15 protein-coding genes, 1 other RNA gene and 1 pseudogene are annotated in these 14,554 nt (G+C 70.3%); 8 read left to right on the top strand and 9 right to left on the bottom strand.

The features are described 5' to 3' along the window. Nucleotides 1–135: 135 nt before the first annotated feature. Complete coding sequence (locus K9S39_RS27715) at nt 136–1,545, bottom strand: nitrate/nitrite transporter (RefSeq protein ID WP_248866034.1); 1,410 nt, start codon at nt 1,543–1,545, stop codon at nt 136–138. Nucleotides 1,546–1,836: 291 nt separating this feature from the next. On the opposite strand from K9S39_RS27715, the gene K9S39_RS27710 reads away from it, so the two are divergent. From K9S39_RS27710 to K9S39_RS43110, 6 genes and pseudogenes are all read left to right on the top strand, one after another. Then, nucleotides 1,837–2,118 carry a lasso RiPP family leader peptide-containing protein gene (locus K9S39_RS27710; protein WP_248866032.1) on the top strand — a complete coding sequence of 94 codons (282 nt, stop codon included), beginning with the start codon at nt 1,837–1,839 and terminating at the stop codon, nt 2,116–2,118. Nucleotides 2,119–2,241: 123 nt separating this feature from the next. Further along, nucleotides 2,242–4,212 (top strand): asparagine synthase-related protein, encoded by a 1,971-nt coding sequence (locus K9S39_RS27705; protein WP_248866030.1) that lies wholly within the window; start codon nt 2,242–2,244, stop codon nt 4,210–4,212. Nucleotides 4,213–4,287: 75 nt separating this feature from the next. After that, entirely contained in the window at nt 4,288–4,551 is a 264-nt protein-coding gene (locus K9S39_RS27700; RefSeq protein WP_248866028.1) for a lasso peptide biosynthesis PqqD family chaperone, read from the top strand. Then, complete coding sequence (locus K9S39_RS27695) at nt 4,548–4,958, top strand: lasso peptide biosynthesis B2 protein (protein ID WP_248866027.1); 411 nt, start codon at nt 4,548–4,550, stop codon at nt 4,956–4,958. Before K9S39_RS27700 ends, K9S39_RS27695 begins: the two co-directional genes overlap by 4 nt. Nucleotides 4,959–5,065: 107 nt before the next feature. Next, a complete protein-coding gene (locus tag K9S39_RS27690; protein WP_248866026.1) occupies nt 5,066–5,563 on the top strand; it encodes a Scr1 family TA system antitoxin-like transcriptional regulator in 498 nt (165 codons plus the stop codon). 18 nt (nt 5,564–5,581) lie between these two features. Then, a pseudogene (locus K9S39_RS43110) lies at nt 5,582–5,698 on the top strand (Scr1 family TA system antitoxin-like transcriptional regulator); the annotation flags it as partial. A 49-nt stretch (nt 5,699–5,747) separates the two neighbouring features. Here the strand turns inward: K9S39_RS43110 and K9S39_RS27685 are convergent. Together K9S39_RS27685 and K9S39_RS27680 are read right to left on the bottom strand one after the other, a co-directional pair. Beyond that, complete coding sequence (locus K9S39_RS27685; protein ID WP_248866025.1) at nt 5,748–6,284, bottom strand: DUF4232 domain-containing protein; 537 nt, start codon at nt 6,282–6,284, stop codon at nt 5,748–5,750. 182 nt (nt 6,285–6,466) lie between these two features. Continuing rightward, nucleotides 6,467–7,438: a LysR family transcriptional regulator gene (locus tag K9S39_RS27680; RefSeq protein WP_248866024.1), complete on the bottom strand. Its 972-nt coding sequence runs from the start codon at nt 7,436–7,438 to the stop codon at nt 6,467–6,469. A gap of 121 nt (nt 7,439–7,559) precedes the next feature. Here K9S39_RS27680 and K9S39_RS27675 point away from each other — a divergent pair, with 121 nt between their 5' ends. Next, nucleotides 7,560–8,924, top strand: a complete 1,365-nt coding sequence (locus K9S39_RS27675; RefSeq protein WP_248866023.1) for an MFS transporter — start codon at nt 7,560–7,562, stop codon at nt 8,922–8,924. Nucleotides 8,925–9,055: 131 nt separating this feature from the next. Here K9S39_RS27675 and ssrA read toward each other — a convergent pair. From ssrA to ftsE, 5 genes are all read right to left on the bottom strand, one after another. Beyond that, nucleotides 9,056–9,425: a transfer-messenger RNA gene (gene ssrA, locus K9S39_RS27670) on the bottom strand. A 159-nt stretch (nt 9,426–9,584) separates the two neighbouring features. Then, a complete protein-coding gene (gene smpB / locus K9S39_RS27665; RefSeq protein WP_248866022.1) occupies nt 9,585–10,097 on the bottom strand; it encodes an SsrA-binding protein SmpB in 513 nt (170 codons plus the stop codon). 18 nt (nt 10,098–10,115) lie between these two features. After that, nucleotides 10,116–11,330: a S41 family peptidase gene (locus tag K9S39_RS27660; protein ID WP_248866021.1), complete on the bottom strand. Its 1,215-nt coding sequence runs from the start codon at nt 11,328–11,330 to the stop codon at nt 10,116–10,118. A 68-nt stretch (nt 11,331–11,398) separates the two neighbouring features. Then, the gene (gene ftsX / locus K9S39_RS27655; RefSeq protein WP_248866019.1) at nt 11,399–12,313 is read right to left on the bottom strand and encodes a permease-like cell division protein FtsX; all 915 of its coding nucleotides are present in this window, start codon (nt 12,311–12,313) and stop codon (nt 11,399–11,401) included. A gap of 32 nt (nt 12,314–12,345) precedes the next feature. Continuing rightward, a complete protein-coding gene (ftsE, locus tag K9S39_RS27650; RefSeq protein WP_248866017.1) occupies nt 12,346–13,035 on the bottom strand; it encodes a cell division ATP-binding protein FtsE in 690 nt (229 codons plus the stop codon). A 308-nt stretch (nt 13,036–13,343) separates the two neighbouring features. Between ftsE and K9S39_RS27645 the strand changes: the two genes are divergently transcribed. Beyond that, nucleotides 13,344–13,538 (top strand): hypothetical protein, encoded by a 195-nt coding sequence (locus K9S39_RS27645; RefSeq protein ID WP_248866015.1) that lies wholly within the window; start codon nt 13,344–13,346, stop codon nt 13,536–13,538. 112 nt (nt 13,539–13,650) lie between these two features. Here the strand turns inward: K9S39_RS27645 and K9S39_RS27640 are convergent, their stop codons facing one another. Continuing rightward, the gene (locus K9S39_RS27640; protein WP_248866013.1) at nt 13,651–14,529 is read right to left on the bottom strand and encodes an LPXTG cell wall anchor domain-containing protein; all 879 of its coding nucleotides are present in this window, start codon (nt 14,527–14,529) and stop codon (nt 13,651–13,653) included. Between the last annotated feature and the right edge of the window lie 25 nt (nt 14,530–14,554).

The raw sequence follows: 14,554 nt of genomic DNA, 5'->3' as shown, positions 1-14,554 counted from the left end.
CGTCCGGCACGACTGCCAAGCCCCCGGACAAGGCCTGATGAAGGAGCCGAGCCTGCCAACAGCACGTGACAGACACGGTCCCTCGACATTTCCCCACTGTTACGGAAACCCGCTCCCGTGTTACGGAAGCGCGCCTCAGACCTCGGCGTACACGGGCCGCGGGGCCTCCTCGTCCGCCTCGCCGGTTCCCGGCTCCGCCGCGGACCGTGCGCCCGCCGGCCGCCGCAGGTATACGGCCCAGGTCACGACCAGGCACAGGGCGTAGAAGGCCAGGAAGGAGACGAAGGCCGGGGTCCCGGAACCCGTCGTCATGAACGCCTGCCGGAAGGCGAGGTTGATGCCCAGGCCGCCGACCGCACCGGCCGCGCCGATGAGGCCCATCGAGGCGCCGGAGAGCCGACGGCCGTAGGCCGCGGCGGCCTCGCCGGTGAGTCCGCGCTCCAGCGCCTTGTTCTGGAAGATGCCCGGGATCATCTTGTACGTCGAGCCGTTGCCCACACCGGTCAGCACGAAGAGGGCGATAAAGCCGACCAGGAAGAGCGGCAGCGACTCCTGCACAGCGGCGAAGATCACGACGAGGGTCGCGGCGCCCATCGCGGCGAAGTTCCACAGGGTGATGCGCGCCCCGCCGAAGCGGTCGGCCAGCTGCCCGCCGACCGGCCGGACCAGGGAGCCCAGCAGCGGGCCGATGAAGGTCAGGGAAGCGGCCTGCAGCGGCGTGCGGTCGAACTGGGTCGTCAGGACCAGGCCGAAGGCGAAGCTGTAGCCGATGAAGGACCCGAAGGTGCCGACGTACAGCAGCGACATGATCCACGTGTGCGGTTCACGGGCGGCGTCCTTGGCCGCGCCGGTGTCGTTCTTCACCGGGGCGAGATTGTCCATGAACAGCGCGGCGCACACCGCCGAGACGACGACCAGCGGAATGTAGATACCCAGCACGATGTGCGGATGCGCGGCGCCCGCGGTACCGATGACCAGCAGGCCGACCAGCTGGATGACCGGTACGCCGATGTTGCCGCCGCCGGCGTTCATGCCCAGCGCCCAGCCCTTCTTCCGCAGCGGATAGAAGGAGTTGATGTTGGTCATCGACGAGGCGAAGTTGGCGCCTCCGATACCGGTGAGCGACGCGATCAGCAGGAAGGTCCCGTATGAGGTGCCGGGTTCCATCACGAACCACGCGGCGGTGGTGGGCACGAGCAGCATCAGCGCGCTGATGATGGTCCAGTTGCGCCCGCCGAACTTCGCCACGGCGAAGGTGTACGGCACCCGCAGCACGGCGCCCACCAGTGTCGTCACCGCGACCAGGAAGAATTTGTCGGCCGGGGCCAGCCCGTACTCCGGCCCCATGAACAGCACCATCACCGACCACAGGCTCCACACGGAGAACCCGATGTGCTCGGACATCACGGAGAACCACAGATTCCGCCGTGCGATCCGCTCGCCCGACTCCGCCCAGAATGTCTCGTTCTCCGGATCCCAGTGCTCGATCCAGTGCCCTCCTCGCCTGCCACTACTGCCGCCGGTACGTGCTGCCTCGGTTGTCATCGCGCCTCCCAGGGGGATCCAGCCATCTCCCTCGAAGCTAGGGACGGCGCGTTTCCGGCCCGTGGCGGGAAGTGACCGCCGCGAAACCTTGCTCTCACGGGGCCCGACGGCGTGCGGTGAGCAGGCTCCGCGCCGCCACGCCTCGCGCGCCCCCGCGTTCACCCGTTCGGGGTAATGGAACGGGCTGCGGCTGCTGCCAGCCTTTGCGTCGGAAGCAGAACGTAGTCACGCCGACACTTTCCGCTGTCCTCGGCGCGGTTGTGCAGCACCCCAGGGAAGGAAGTGCGACTCATGCAGGATCTCATGCAGGAACTGCTGCAGGAGCTTCAGCAGCCGCGGGAGCACGCCGGGTACGGCGGGCACGTCGGGTACGGCGAGCACGCCGGTTACACCGAGCAGGTCGAGCAGGCCGAGTGCGGCGGGGACGTCGAGCATGCCGAGTGCGGCGGGGACGTAGAGCAGGTCGAGTACGAGGTGCCGGAACTGGCCGATGTGGGCGACTTCGCCGAGCTGACACCGGGACTCGTCGGCTGGCATCACGATGCCTTCGGCGGGCACTTCTGGCAGGAGTAGCGACCGGCCGTCCGTAACCGGTCCTGAACCGGTCCTGCCGGGAGGCGCCTCCCCGCCCCGGCAGGACCTCCGGGCCCACACCCCCAGCACCCAAGGAATGCGCCCAAGGAGCGGTACCGCGCCGTGGATTTCCTCGTCCTGCCCGACCATCCCGCCGCCGACCGGCTCATCGCCTGCCTGCACCGGAGGCCAACCCTCCGCATCGTGCCGTACGCCTCCGGCCGCCCCTGGATCGTCGGGCACTGGAGCCGCGACGAGACCATCACGGCACGGATCGGCCCGCGCCGCATCGCACTGCTCGGTACCACCTCCGCCACCCGGGACGGGCTGACCCGCCTGCTCCGCCGCCTGACCAGCCTCGACGACCTCGGCGACCACCTCCGCGCACACCTAGGCGACCTGCCCGGCAGCTTCTTTCTCATGGCGGCCTTCGGTCCCGAAGTCCGCTGCCAGGGAAGTCTTTCGACGTACCGTCAGCTACATCACACGGACATCGGCGGCATCGCCGTCGCCGGCAACCGCCCCCAGAATCTGGCCGCCCTGGGGTGCGAGGCCGCGAAAACCGGCCTGGACCGCGCACCCCACCTCGGAACCGTCGACGAAGAGACCCTGGCCGCCCGTCTGCTCACCCCCTTTGCCCCGCTCCCCCTCGCCCTGCGCCAGGCCTGGCGGTCGGTCCACGCCGTACCACCGGGCCACTACCTCACCTTCGCCCCCAACGGCCGCCACGTCGTGCGGCGTTGGTGGCAGCCGCCCGCACCGGACACGCCCCTGCCGGACGCCGCCGAGGCCGTACGGGACGCCCTCAGCGCGGCCGTCCGGGTCCGTACGCGCCACGGGACGCTCAGCGCCGACCTCTCCGGAGGCATGGACTCCACCAGCCTGTGCTTCCTGGCCGCCCGCGCCCCGCACACTCGCCTGATCACCACCGCATGGCAGTGCCGCGATCCGGCCAACGACGACAACCTCTGGAGCGCCCGCAGCGCGGCCCACCTCAGCACCGGCGACCACACCGGCGGCGGCAACGTCGGCGAACATCTCTCCCTTCCTTACGCCGAGGTGCCCACCTGGTACACCCCGCCCTCCGACCCCGGCCACACCGACCCGGCCGGCCCGCTCGCCGCGATCAGGGAGAGTGCCCGGCTCTCCCACCACGCCCGCCTCGTCGCCGAACGCGGCTCCCGGCTGCATCTGGTCGGTGTCGGCGGCGACGAACTCTTCAGCCCCCGCCCGGTGGCACTTGACCCCCGCCCGGCGGCACTGAACCCTCGCCCGGTGGCGCTGCACTCACTCGCCCGCCGCGACCTCCGCACCGCCCGCCAGCCCCTCAGGGCCCGGCGCCTCGGCCGCTGGACACTCCCCGACCCCCTGCGCCCCCTCCGGGACAGCCTGCACACCCTCTGGAACGGCGACTCGTACCCCCAGTGGCTGGCCACCTGCACCGAGCAGCACGGCACCACCGGCGCCGCCTGGGAGATCGCCCCCAGCATGCCGCCCTGGGCACACCCGGACGCGGTCACCACCGTCCGCCGCCTGCTGCGCGAAGCGGCCGCCGAAGCGCCCGAGCCGTACGCGGCGCTGCGCGCTCAGCACGAGACCGTACGCGCCGCCGTACGCGCCGGAGAGATCGTCCGCGGCATCGACGCGGTGGCCTCGGCCCAAGGTGTCGCCTACGAAGCCCCCTTTCTCGACGACGCCGTCATCAAGGCGGCACTCACCGTCCGTCTCGCCGGCCACACCGAGACCGGCGCATACAAGCCCCTGCTCGCCACCGCCATGCGCGGCCTCGTCCCCGACGCCGTGCTCGGCCGCGGCACCAAAGGCGACCACAGCGCCGAGGTCTACGCGGGCCTACGCCGCCACCGTCGCGCACTCTCCGCCCTCTGCGACGACTCACTCCTGGCCCGCCTGGGCCTGATCCGCCCCGACGCCCTACGTCACGTCCTCACCTCCCTCCATCCGCACACCCACACCCTGCTCCCCCTCGACCCCACACTCGCCGCCGAATACTGGCTGCGCTCCCTCCCGTACGGCCAACTCCCGCCCCCGGCCGCTGTCACTCCTGCCTCCGCAACCGCCACGGCCGCCCCGTAGCTGCGACTGCTGCCCCCTTACCTCCCGCATCCCGTATCTCCCGCATGCCCCCGCATCTCCCGCCGAAGGAGCCTGATGCCCCTCTCCGTCTCCCTCGCCCCCGACATCACCAGCACCCGCACCCCCGGCGGCATGATCCTCCTCAACACCCGAACGGGCCGCTACTGGCAACTCAACGAAACCGGCGCTCTGATTCTTGAACACCTTTTGGCCGGCGGGAGTTGCACATCAGCCGTCGCCGAACTGCGCATCCGCCACCCCGAGGCCGCCGACCGCGTCGAAGCGGACACAAAGGCCCTGCTCTCCTCCCTCAAGTCCGCGAAGCTGGTGACCTCTTGAGCGTCCCCCTCTCCATCGACCCGCGCGCACACCTCACCCTCACCGAACGCTGCACCGCCCGCTGCTGCGTCGCCGCAGCGCGGCTCCTGGCGCGCCGCTCCCCGCGCACCATCTGCCGCGTCCTGGACCGCGTACGCCGCGGCGCCCGCCCCGCCACCGCGCCCGACGCGCTACGGGCCCGGCACGCCGTCGTCACGGTCAACGCCCGCTGCACGGGCCAGGGCTGCCTCCAACGCTCCCTCGCCACCGCCCTGTTGTGCCGTACGCGCGGCCGCTGGCCCCAGTGGTGCACGGGGGTGCGCACGGAGCCGTTCCGCGCCCGCGCCTGGGTCGCCGTCGACGGCCACCCGATCGGCGAACCCGACGACACCCGCCTTTACCAGCCGCTGCTGTCCATCCCGCGCTGATCCAGGCCGACCCGTACCCACGGAGAGTACGGGTGCACGCGCGGTCACGAAGGGCGTCACAGGGGAGCGGGTCGGCATGAAGCCAAAGAAACAGGCAGTCCTCGAACATGGAAGTCCTCGGCGCGATCATGGCGCTGTTCCGCGCGAACGCCGGCCTCACCCAACGCGAACTCGGCAATCTCGTGAGCGTGTCCGAGCAGACCATCGCCTTCATCGAGCAGGGGAGGCGGGCGTTGTTGCCGCGCCCGGCAGTGGAGATCGACCGGATTCTGAAGACAGGCGGCGCGCTCAAGGTGGGTGTGGAGAAGCTGCCGAAGCGGGAGAAGTTCCCGGTGTGGGCCGAGGAGTTCATGGATTTCGAGCGGGAGGCCATCGCGCTTTGCTGGTACGAGAACGTGGTCATCCCCGGTCTGCTCCAGACCTCGGACTACGCACGGGCCACCTTGCGCAGCGGCGTTATCCCGCACCTCACCGAAGAGGAGATCGAGCAGCGCGTCACAACCCGGCAGGACCGTCAGCAGATCGTGCACAAGCCGAAACCTGTCAGCGCCAGTTTCGTCATCGCAGAGCCATCCTGTTGGGCGGGCTCGGTGGACCCGAGGTAATGCGGCCAGAACTCCCACCTGCGCACATGCGCGGAGCTCCCCGGCGTCCAGATTCAGATCCTGCCTCTGAACTGCCCGACTCACGCCAGGCTCGACGGCCCGTTCGTGCTGCTGGAAACCCCCGACCATCAACGCGGCGTCGTTCGCCGCCTTCGCGGCAACGGCGGCCCCGTAACAACCGGGGCTACTCGGCGATTTCCTTGGGCGGGCTCATCCAGACCGTGTCCTCGCAGATGGTCATCCGAGCCCGTCCGCCCGTCTCGTCCCGGGCCGCTATCGCCCGGCCGCCCGTGGTGTCGCGCGGTGCGGCGACCACGGCCGTGTCATTGCTGACCATGCAGGCGGCGGACGGCGTACCCCGGTCGGAGTCCTTGTAGCGCAGGCTGGTCGTCACCGTGCCGCCGCGCCGCAGGTCGATCGGCATGGTCTGGCCGCGCCCCTTCCCGTCCGACTCCGGGCCCTTGCCGACATGGACCTCGAAGACCGGGAAACCGCGGAAGACACACGCTCCCGGGCCCTCGTTGACGGCGGTGAGCCGGGCCTCACGATGTGTGCTGTGCGGCTTCTTCTTCAGGACGGCGAGCTTCCACTTCAGGTCTTTGGTCGTGCAGTCGGCGTGCAGGGCCGCCATCCGCGGTGAGCCGCAGCCGACCAGCCCCAGGCCGAAGACGGTCAAAATGAGCGCGGCCGCCGTCGCCGCGAGAAGTGAGCGCCGCCGCACGGCTCCCCCTGTCCCTGTTCGTTCCGCATAAAGTTTCCCGCCGTTAAGGAAGGATTTCGCGTGCCCGGGGTTGCCTCCGCGTCCGTAGTCATCCGCAGTCGTCCATAACCGCCCGTATTCGCCCGCCTTCATCCCGGACATCCGCGGTCGTCCGCAGTCGTCCCCCAGCTATCGCGTACGGATCAGCGCAGGCCCATCGCCGTGGCGTCCGCCTCCGGGAGCCACCAGCCGTCCCCGGGAGGCGCCAACCACGCGTCCCGTTCGCCGAGTTCCCGCGCGGCCGCCCGCAGCGCGTCCAGCCCCGGATGCCTCAGCCCGCGCCGCCACACCATCCCCACCGGCGACAGGGGTACGGGATCGACCACCGGCCGCAGCACCATCCCCGGCACGTCGATGAACTCCACGCTCGCCAGCACCGCCCACCCCTGCTTGCGCACCACCCGCGTGAATTCCTGCGAACCCTCGATCTCCGGGAACGGTGCGGCCATCGCGATCCCCCGCCCCTCGAAGAGGCGCGCCGCCAGGTCCGTCCACTCGACGGCCTGCGGGTTCCCGGCGGCGGCGTACAGGGTCTCACCGGTCAGTTCCGCGAGTGGGACGGTGGGCCGTGCGGCCAGCCGGTGTTCCTCGGGGAGCAGCACCGCCATCGGCTCCAGACGGACCGGCTGATGGTCGAGGCCGGCCCGTACGGCGGGTGGCAGTGCGGCGAAGCGGCCGAAGGAGACGTCCAGCCGTACGGCCCGCAGCTCTTCCGCCGCACCCGTGAGCCCGCTGTGGAAGCGGGCGACCAGCTCGCAGCTGTCGGGCACCCGGCGCCGGGCCTCCTCCAGCACCCGGTGGGCCGTACCGATCGGCACCCCGACATCGACCAGCAGCGGGCGCTCGGGCGTGGCGCGGAACGCGGCGGCCAACTCGTCGTGGGCCGCCAACACCCGCCGTGCGTAAGGGACCAGACGTGCCCCGTGCGCCGTGAGGGCGACCTGGCGCGTGGTCCGTACGAACAAGTCGGCGCCCAACTCGCGCTCCAGCCGCCGGATGTCGCGGCTCAACGCCTGCTGGGCCACGTACAGCCGGGCGGCGGCGCGGGTGAAGTGGAGCTCGTCGGCGACGGCGGTGAAGGCGCGCAGCAGCCGGGGGGCTATGTCGTACGGCACCGGGCCATCCTGGCATTCGCGGCAGGCGGAAGGCGGCAGGCCCCATTGACAACACGGGTGCGTGAATGGGTGCTGATCAGGTGTTGGACGGGCGACGAGGGCTGCCGCGACGGTAGAAGGCATGATCCTCTTCCTCGGCGCCCGTCCCGTCGTCCCGCGCCCCGCCGTCCTGCGCCCCGTCGCCCCGCGTTCCGTCGTCCCGCGTCCCGTCACCGCCCCGCCCGTACCACCGTCCCCGCCCGTACGGCCGTCCCCCCGCGTACGTCGCCATGGACGAGGGGTCACCCTCACCGCCCCCTACCGCCGGATTTTCGCCGTCCCCGGGACCCGCGCGTTCACCGCCGCCAATCTGCTGGCCCGGCTGCCGATGGGCATGCTCAGTGTCAGCGCGGTCCTGATGATCGCCGGGACGCGCGGCTCGTATGCGCTGGCCGGTGCCGTCGTCGCGACGGGGCTGACGGCAACGGCGCTGGTCGGGCCGCTGACCGCGCGCCTCATCGACCGATACGGCCAGTCCCGGATCGCCGTCCCGGCCACCGTCATCGCCGCCCTCGGCTCCCTCTCCCTCCTCCTGTGCGTCCATTACGACGCGCCCGCCTGGGCCCTCTTCGCTTCGTACATCGCCACCGCCACCACCCCGAACACCGGCGGAATGTCACGCGCGCGCTGGGCCCACCTCTTCCGGGGCGACCCCGCCGCCCGGCACACCGCGAATTCCTTCGAGCAGGCGGCGGACGAGCTCTGCTTCATGCTCGGTCCGGTGCTGGCGACACTGCTCTGCACCGCCTTCTTGCCGGAGGCGGGTACGGCGGTCGCGGCCGCCCTGCTGTTGACGGGAGTACTGCTCTTCGCGGCGCAGCGCGGTACCGAGCCGCCCGTCGCCCCCAGGACGACGGGGCGTCCGCGCTCTCCGCTCCGCCTTCCGGGCCTGTCGCCCCTCCTCCTCACCTTCCTCGCCACCGGCGCGGTCTTCGGCTCCCTGGAGGTCGTGACGATCGCCTTCGCGGACGTCCACGGCGTACGGCCCGCGGCCGGCGGGATGCTCGCGCTCCAGGCGGCCGGTTCCTGTGCGGCGGGCCTGCTCTACGGGCTGCTGCGGCCGACGGGCCCGGCGGGCAGCCGCTTCCTGGGCTGTGTGGCCGCCATGTCCGCCCTGATGCCGCTGCCCCTCGCCGCCGCCTCAACGGGGAGTCTGCCGGCCCTGGCCGTCGCTCTCCTCCTGGCGGGGATGGCCACCGCGCCGACCATGGTCACCGGGATGGGGCTGCTCCAATCCCGCACCCCGGCGGCCCAGTTGAACGAGGGGATGACCCTGGCCGTCACCGCCCTGCTGGCCGGTATCGCGGCCGGTTCGGCGGCGGGCGGCTGGGCGGTGGACCATCTGGCGGGCCCCGGGCCGGCGTACGTCATGCCTGCGACGGCCGCCGCCCTCGCCCTGGCCGTCACCATGAGTCGGCGGAAAGGGCTCAGGTCCCGTGCACGCTGAGTTGCCCCCGGCCCGCCCCGGTACAGGGGATGCGGGTGGCAGAACCCCGCATCACGCGGGCGCAGCCCGTGCAGATACGACGAAGGCGACGTGTGCCCGCGCTATTCGCGGGCACACGTCGCCTGTCGACGAAGTGGAGATGGCGGGAATCGAACCCGCGTCCAACGGTGCGGAATCAGGGCTTCTCCGAGTGCAGTCCGCTGCGCTTTTCTCGGCCCCGGAGATCACGCGGACAAGTCTCCGACGGGCTCAGTCACTGTTTGATTTCCTTCTACACCCCGTGACCGGGTCTAGAAGTTTAGTTCCCTAGCTGATGCCAGGATCCGGGTCGGGAACAGCCCCGGGCTGACACTTCGCAAGTCGCTACTTAGGCAGCGAGGGCGAAGGAATCGCGCTTGGTGTTGGCGATTATTGGTTGCGACATATGGTTAACGAGATCATTGCCGCTTCCTCGACTCGCTTCCCCTGCTTCGACATCCGCTGTCGAAACCGATCATCCCCATGTTTTTTTATCAAGCACCCCTGAGGTAAGCCGGTCGCCCAGTTCACCCCAAGGTGTCGCACACCCTCCTGGGGTGCGCCGCCATCGTACGTGAACAACGCACGACGGTGCCAGCGTATTCCCCGACGGTAGCCGGGAAGCCCCGTCGGAAAGCCCTGTCAGGCCCGCTGACGCCGCCGCGCCGCCGAGATCGCCCGCTCCGCCTCGCGCCGGTCCTGCTTCTCCCGCAGCGTCTGCCGCTTGTCGTACTCCTTCTTGCCCCTGGCCAGCGCGATCTCGACCTTGGCCCGTCCGTCCTTGAAATAGAGCGACAGCGGCACGATCGTGTGGCCGGTCTCCTGGCTCTTGGAGTCCAGCTTGTCGATCTCCACGCGGTGCATCAGCAGCTTCCGCTTCCGTCGGGCGCTGTGGTTGGTCCACGTGCCCTGCGCGTATTCGGGGATGTGCACGTTGTGCAGCCATGCCTCGCCACGGTCGATCTGGATGAATCCGTCGACCAGCGACGCCCGCCCCTGCCGCAGCGACTTCACTTCGGTGCCGGTCAGTACCAGGCCACACTCATAGGTGTCCAGAATGTGGTAGTCGTGCCGAGCCTTCTTGTGCTGTGCGATCAGCCGACGCCCGGGGGTCTTGTCCTTGCCCTTGCCTGTGTCCTTGGTCTGCTTAGTCATCGTGTCGCCATTTTCGCACTACGCACCGGTGCCGAGGCCACTCAATACTGTGCGGGCCCGTTTCTCCGCCCCGTCCCCGACGATCAGGTCGGGGGTGATGCCCCGGCCGTCGACGGCCCGGCCGGACGGGGTGCGGTAATGGCCGACGGTCACCTCGGCGACCGAGCCGTCCGGCAGCTCGCGGGGCATCTGCACCGAGCCCTTGCCGAAGGTCGGCGAGCCGACGACGACCGCCCGGCCGCGGTCCTGGAGGGCGCCGGCCAGCAGCTCACCCGCGCTCATCGTGCCGCCGTCCACCAGCACGACCAGGGGGATCCGGGGATTTCCGGGAGGCTCGGCGTACAGCGCGCGCTGGCTGCCGCGGACGTCGTACGTGGCGACGAGGCCGCCGTCCAGGAAGGCGGCGGCGGAGGCGACGGCCTCGGTGACCAGCCCGCCGGTGTTGCCCCGCAGATCAAGGAGCAGCCCGCCGTGCGGGGAGGCGCCGCGTACCGCCCTGCGCACCTCCTCCCCGGTGCCCTTCGCAAACGCCGTGATCTTGATGCGGGTCGGGCCGTCGGCGCCGGCCGGGCGGGCGGTGGTGACGTTCTGGGTTCTGAGGCGGGTGCGGTACAGGGTGGTGCGCCAGCGGCGGTCGCCGCGCTGGAGGTCCAGCTCGACGGGGGTGCCGGCCGCGGCGGACGGGCCGTGCGGGCCCTTCGCGTCGCCGCGCAGCCGACCGACGACCTCGGTGACCGGACGCCCCTGGGAGGCCCGGCCGTCGACGGCGCGCAGCCGGTCGCCGACGGCGATCCCGGCCCGAGCGGCGGGGCTGTCCGGCTGGACCCTGGACACCACTATCCGGCCACCGGCCGCCTGCCGCAGCCAGAGGCCGACACCGATGTACCGGCCGTCCAACTGACGCTGGAAGTCCTCGAACTCACCGGGTGTGTAGATCGCCGACCAGCGGTCGCCGCTGCGGCTGACCACCTCGTCGGCGGCCTTCGAGCCGGATTTGCCGTCCTCGAAGGCCTGGGAGGCGGCCCGCTCGACGTCCGTACGGTCCGCGGTCCGGTCGGTGGGGGCGAGTCCGGCGGCGGTCGGCCCGGGGCCCCGCGCCCCGGCGGCGCCCTCGGCGCTGTCGCTCCAGGTGCCGGTCGCCGCGCCGGTGGCGAGCACGCTCGCGAAGACCAACGTCAGGGCCGCCCCGCGGCGGATGCGGCGAGGCCGGTCGTACGAACACGGGCCCGACATGCCGGTGAGTCTAGGCGAGAAAAGGGCGCCGTACGGCGAGTTGACCGTACGGCGCCCCTTGGCAAAGCTCACACCTTGAGGTACTTGCGCAACGCGAAAAAGGCGGCGAGCGCGGGCATCAGCAGGCCGATCAGCAGCACCAGGGGCAGCACCGCGGCCACCGAATCCCAGCCGATGAAGTTGATGACCTGGATCTTATCGGCCAGCCAGTTGTTGACGAGGATGTACTTGCCGCCGACCAGCAGCACACACGCGAACAGTGCGCCGAGCAGGCCCGCGATGGCGGCTTCCAGGATGAACGGCATCTGGATGTAGAAGCTGGACGCCCCCACCAGCCGCATGATTCCCGTCTCCCGCCTTCGGCTGAACGCCGACACCCGCACGGTGTTGACGATCAGCATCAGCGCGACGATGAGCATCAGCGCCATCACCACCAGCGCGGCGAGATTCATACCGTTGAGGAGGTTGAAGAGCGGCTCAACGGTGTCCCGTTGGTCCTGCACCTCCTGCACACCGGGCCGTTCGGAGAACGCCGACTTGATCACGTCGTACTTGGTCGGGTCCTTGAGCTTGACCCGGAAGGACTCCGGAAGCTGGTCGGGCGTGACCAGTCCGGCGACGGGCGTATCGCCGAACTGCTCCTTGTAGTGCTTGTACGCCTGGTCGCTGGACTCGTACTGCACCGGCTTCTGCACGATCGGCAGCCGTTCCAGCTCGGCCTTGATGTCGTCCTTCTGCTGCTGGGTGGCCGCGCCCTTGTCGCAGTTGGTGCCCGCGGCCGCGTCGTTCTTGTTGCAGAAGAAAATGGAGACGTTGACCTTGTCGTACCAATAGCCCTTCATCGTGCTGACCTGGTCGCGCATCAGCAGCGACGCGCCGAACAGGCCCAGCGACAGGGCGACGGAGACGATGACGGCGAAGGTCATCGTGAGGTTTCGGCGGAGACCGACGCCGATCTCCGACAGGACGAACTGGGCGCGCATGGCGTCCTTTCAGTGCTGGGGGCCGTACACGCTTAGTGCTGGTAGCCGTACACGCCGCGCGACTGGTCGCGGACGAGCCGGCCCTTTTCGAGTTCCATGACGCGCTTGCGCATCTGGTCGACGATCTGCTGGTCGTGGGTGGCCATGACCACCGTCGTACCGGTCCGGTTGATCCGGTCCAGCAGCTTCATGATGCCGACGGAGGTCTGCGGGTCGAGGTTTCCGGTGGGCTCGTCCGCGATGAGCAGCATCGGGCGGTTGACGAAGGCCCGCGCGATGGCGACGCGCTGCTGTTCACCACCGGAGAGCTCACCCGGCATACGGTCCTCCTTGCCGCCGAGGCCGACGAGTTCGAGGACCTCGGGAACCGTCTTGCGGATCTGCCCCCGCGGCTTGCCGATGACTTCGAGCGCGAAGGCGACGTTCTGCCCCACCGTCTTGTTGGGGAGCAGCCGGAAGTCCTGGAAGACCGTGCCGACCTGGCGCCGCATCTGCGGCACCTTCCAGTTGGACAGCTTGCCGAGGTCCTTCCCCAGTACGTGCACGGCGCCATGGCTGGCCCGCTCCTCGCGCAGGAGCAGCCGCAGGAAGGTGGACTTACCGGAGCCCGAGGAACCCACGAGGAAGACGAACTCGCCGCGCTCGATCTCCAGGGAGACGTCCCTGAGCGCGGGGCGAGTCTGCTTCGGGTAGGTCTTGGAGACGTTGTCGAATCGGATCACTGATGCACCACGGTCGACCTGGGTAGGGGCACGGGTTGCCGGGTTGCGGCTCCCGTCGGTGTGCGTGACCCTACGCGAACCTCGCGTTCCGGTGCAGTCATGGCCGGTGGTTGGTGCGATTCTTCATGGCATCTACCAGACAAAAGGAGCACATTTCCGTTCGGGTTCCGTGGGGATCCGGGGTGGAATCCGGGCGGGATTCCGGGCGGGATTCCGGGGGACGCGCCGTTCCGCCGCGGACCTGGCACAGTGGGAGAGGGAACCAATGCGCCTTCCGGTGCGTTGGCGCAGTGAAGAAGGAGGTCGGCATGACGTACGACCGATTGGTGTGCGCCAACTGCGCGGCCCCTGTGAGCGAGGGCCGCTGCCCCGTGTGCCGGGCCAGCAGGGCACAGCTTCAGCACCAGGTGGGCGGGTTCTTCACCCAGCTCAACCCCGTGATGCTGGTGGCACTGCTGATCGCGCTGGTCGCGGTCGGTGTGCTGCTCCACCAAGTCGTCTGAGACCGGTGCGCGGCCGTTGAGGCCCGTGAAACCGGTGGTCGGCCCCCAGGAACCCCGAAGGGCCCGGGACACTGCGTCCCGGGCCCTTCGTTTGTGTGTGCGCGTATCGGCGTCAGGCCGCAGCCGCGCCGCCGGCGTTCTTGTTGATCAGACGGGGCAGGACGCGGAAGCCCACACCGCCCGCGATCATCGTCGCCGCGCCGACAAGCAGGAAGGTCGTACCGGAGGCACCGGTCTCGGCCAGCTCCCCGCCCTTCGCCTGCTGCTTGGCCGGGCCAGGCGTGTCGGAGATCTGCTCCTTGCCCTGGCCCGGCTGCTCGACGGGCTGGGTGTTCTCGTTGTCGGTGCCGGTGCCGGTGCTGTCACCGCCGGTGGTGTCGCTGCCACCGGTGGTGCCGGCGGTGTCGTCGCCGCCGGTGGTGCTGCCGCCGGACTGGCCGCCGCTGTTCTGGCCGCCGTTGACGTTGCCGCCGTTGTTGCCGCCGGACTGGCCACCGCTGTTCTGGCCACCGGTGTCGCCGCCCGTGTCACCACCGGTGTCGCCACCGGAGTCGCCGCCGGACACGCCACCGTCCGTGCCGCCGGTGTCGCCACCGGTCACGCCACCATCGGTGCCACCGGAGTCACCACCGGTCACACCGCCGTCGGTGCCGCCGACCGTGCCGCCGATGACGCCACCGTCGGTGCCGCCGTCCGTGCCGCCGATCTCGCCGCCGGAGTCGCCGCCGGTCACGCCACCGTCGGTGCCGCCGGTGTCACCACCGGTCACGCCACCGTCCGTGCCACCGGTGTCACCGCCCGTGTCACCGCCGGAGTCGCCGCCGCCGATGAGCCCGCCGATGATGCCGCCGATGAAACCGCCATCCTGGCTCGGGCCGCTGTCGCCCGGACCGGCCGCCGAGGCGGCGCCAGCAGCGGTGAGCGACGCACCGGCCGCGATCACCGCACCGGCCGCTATACGCGCTACGCGCAGCCGCGTCTTCTTCGTCATGTGCCTGCTACCCCCAGTAGCTGAA

Origin of the sequence: Streptomyces halobius (assembly GCF_023277745.1) — a bacterium.
GTDB lineage: Bacteria > Actinomycetota > Actinomycetes > Streptomycetales > Streptomycetaceae > Streptomyces > Streptomyces halobius.
Note: the sequence above shows the minus strand (reverse complement) of the source record. Positions and strands in the feature narration are given on the sequence as shown.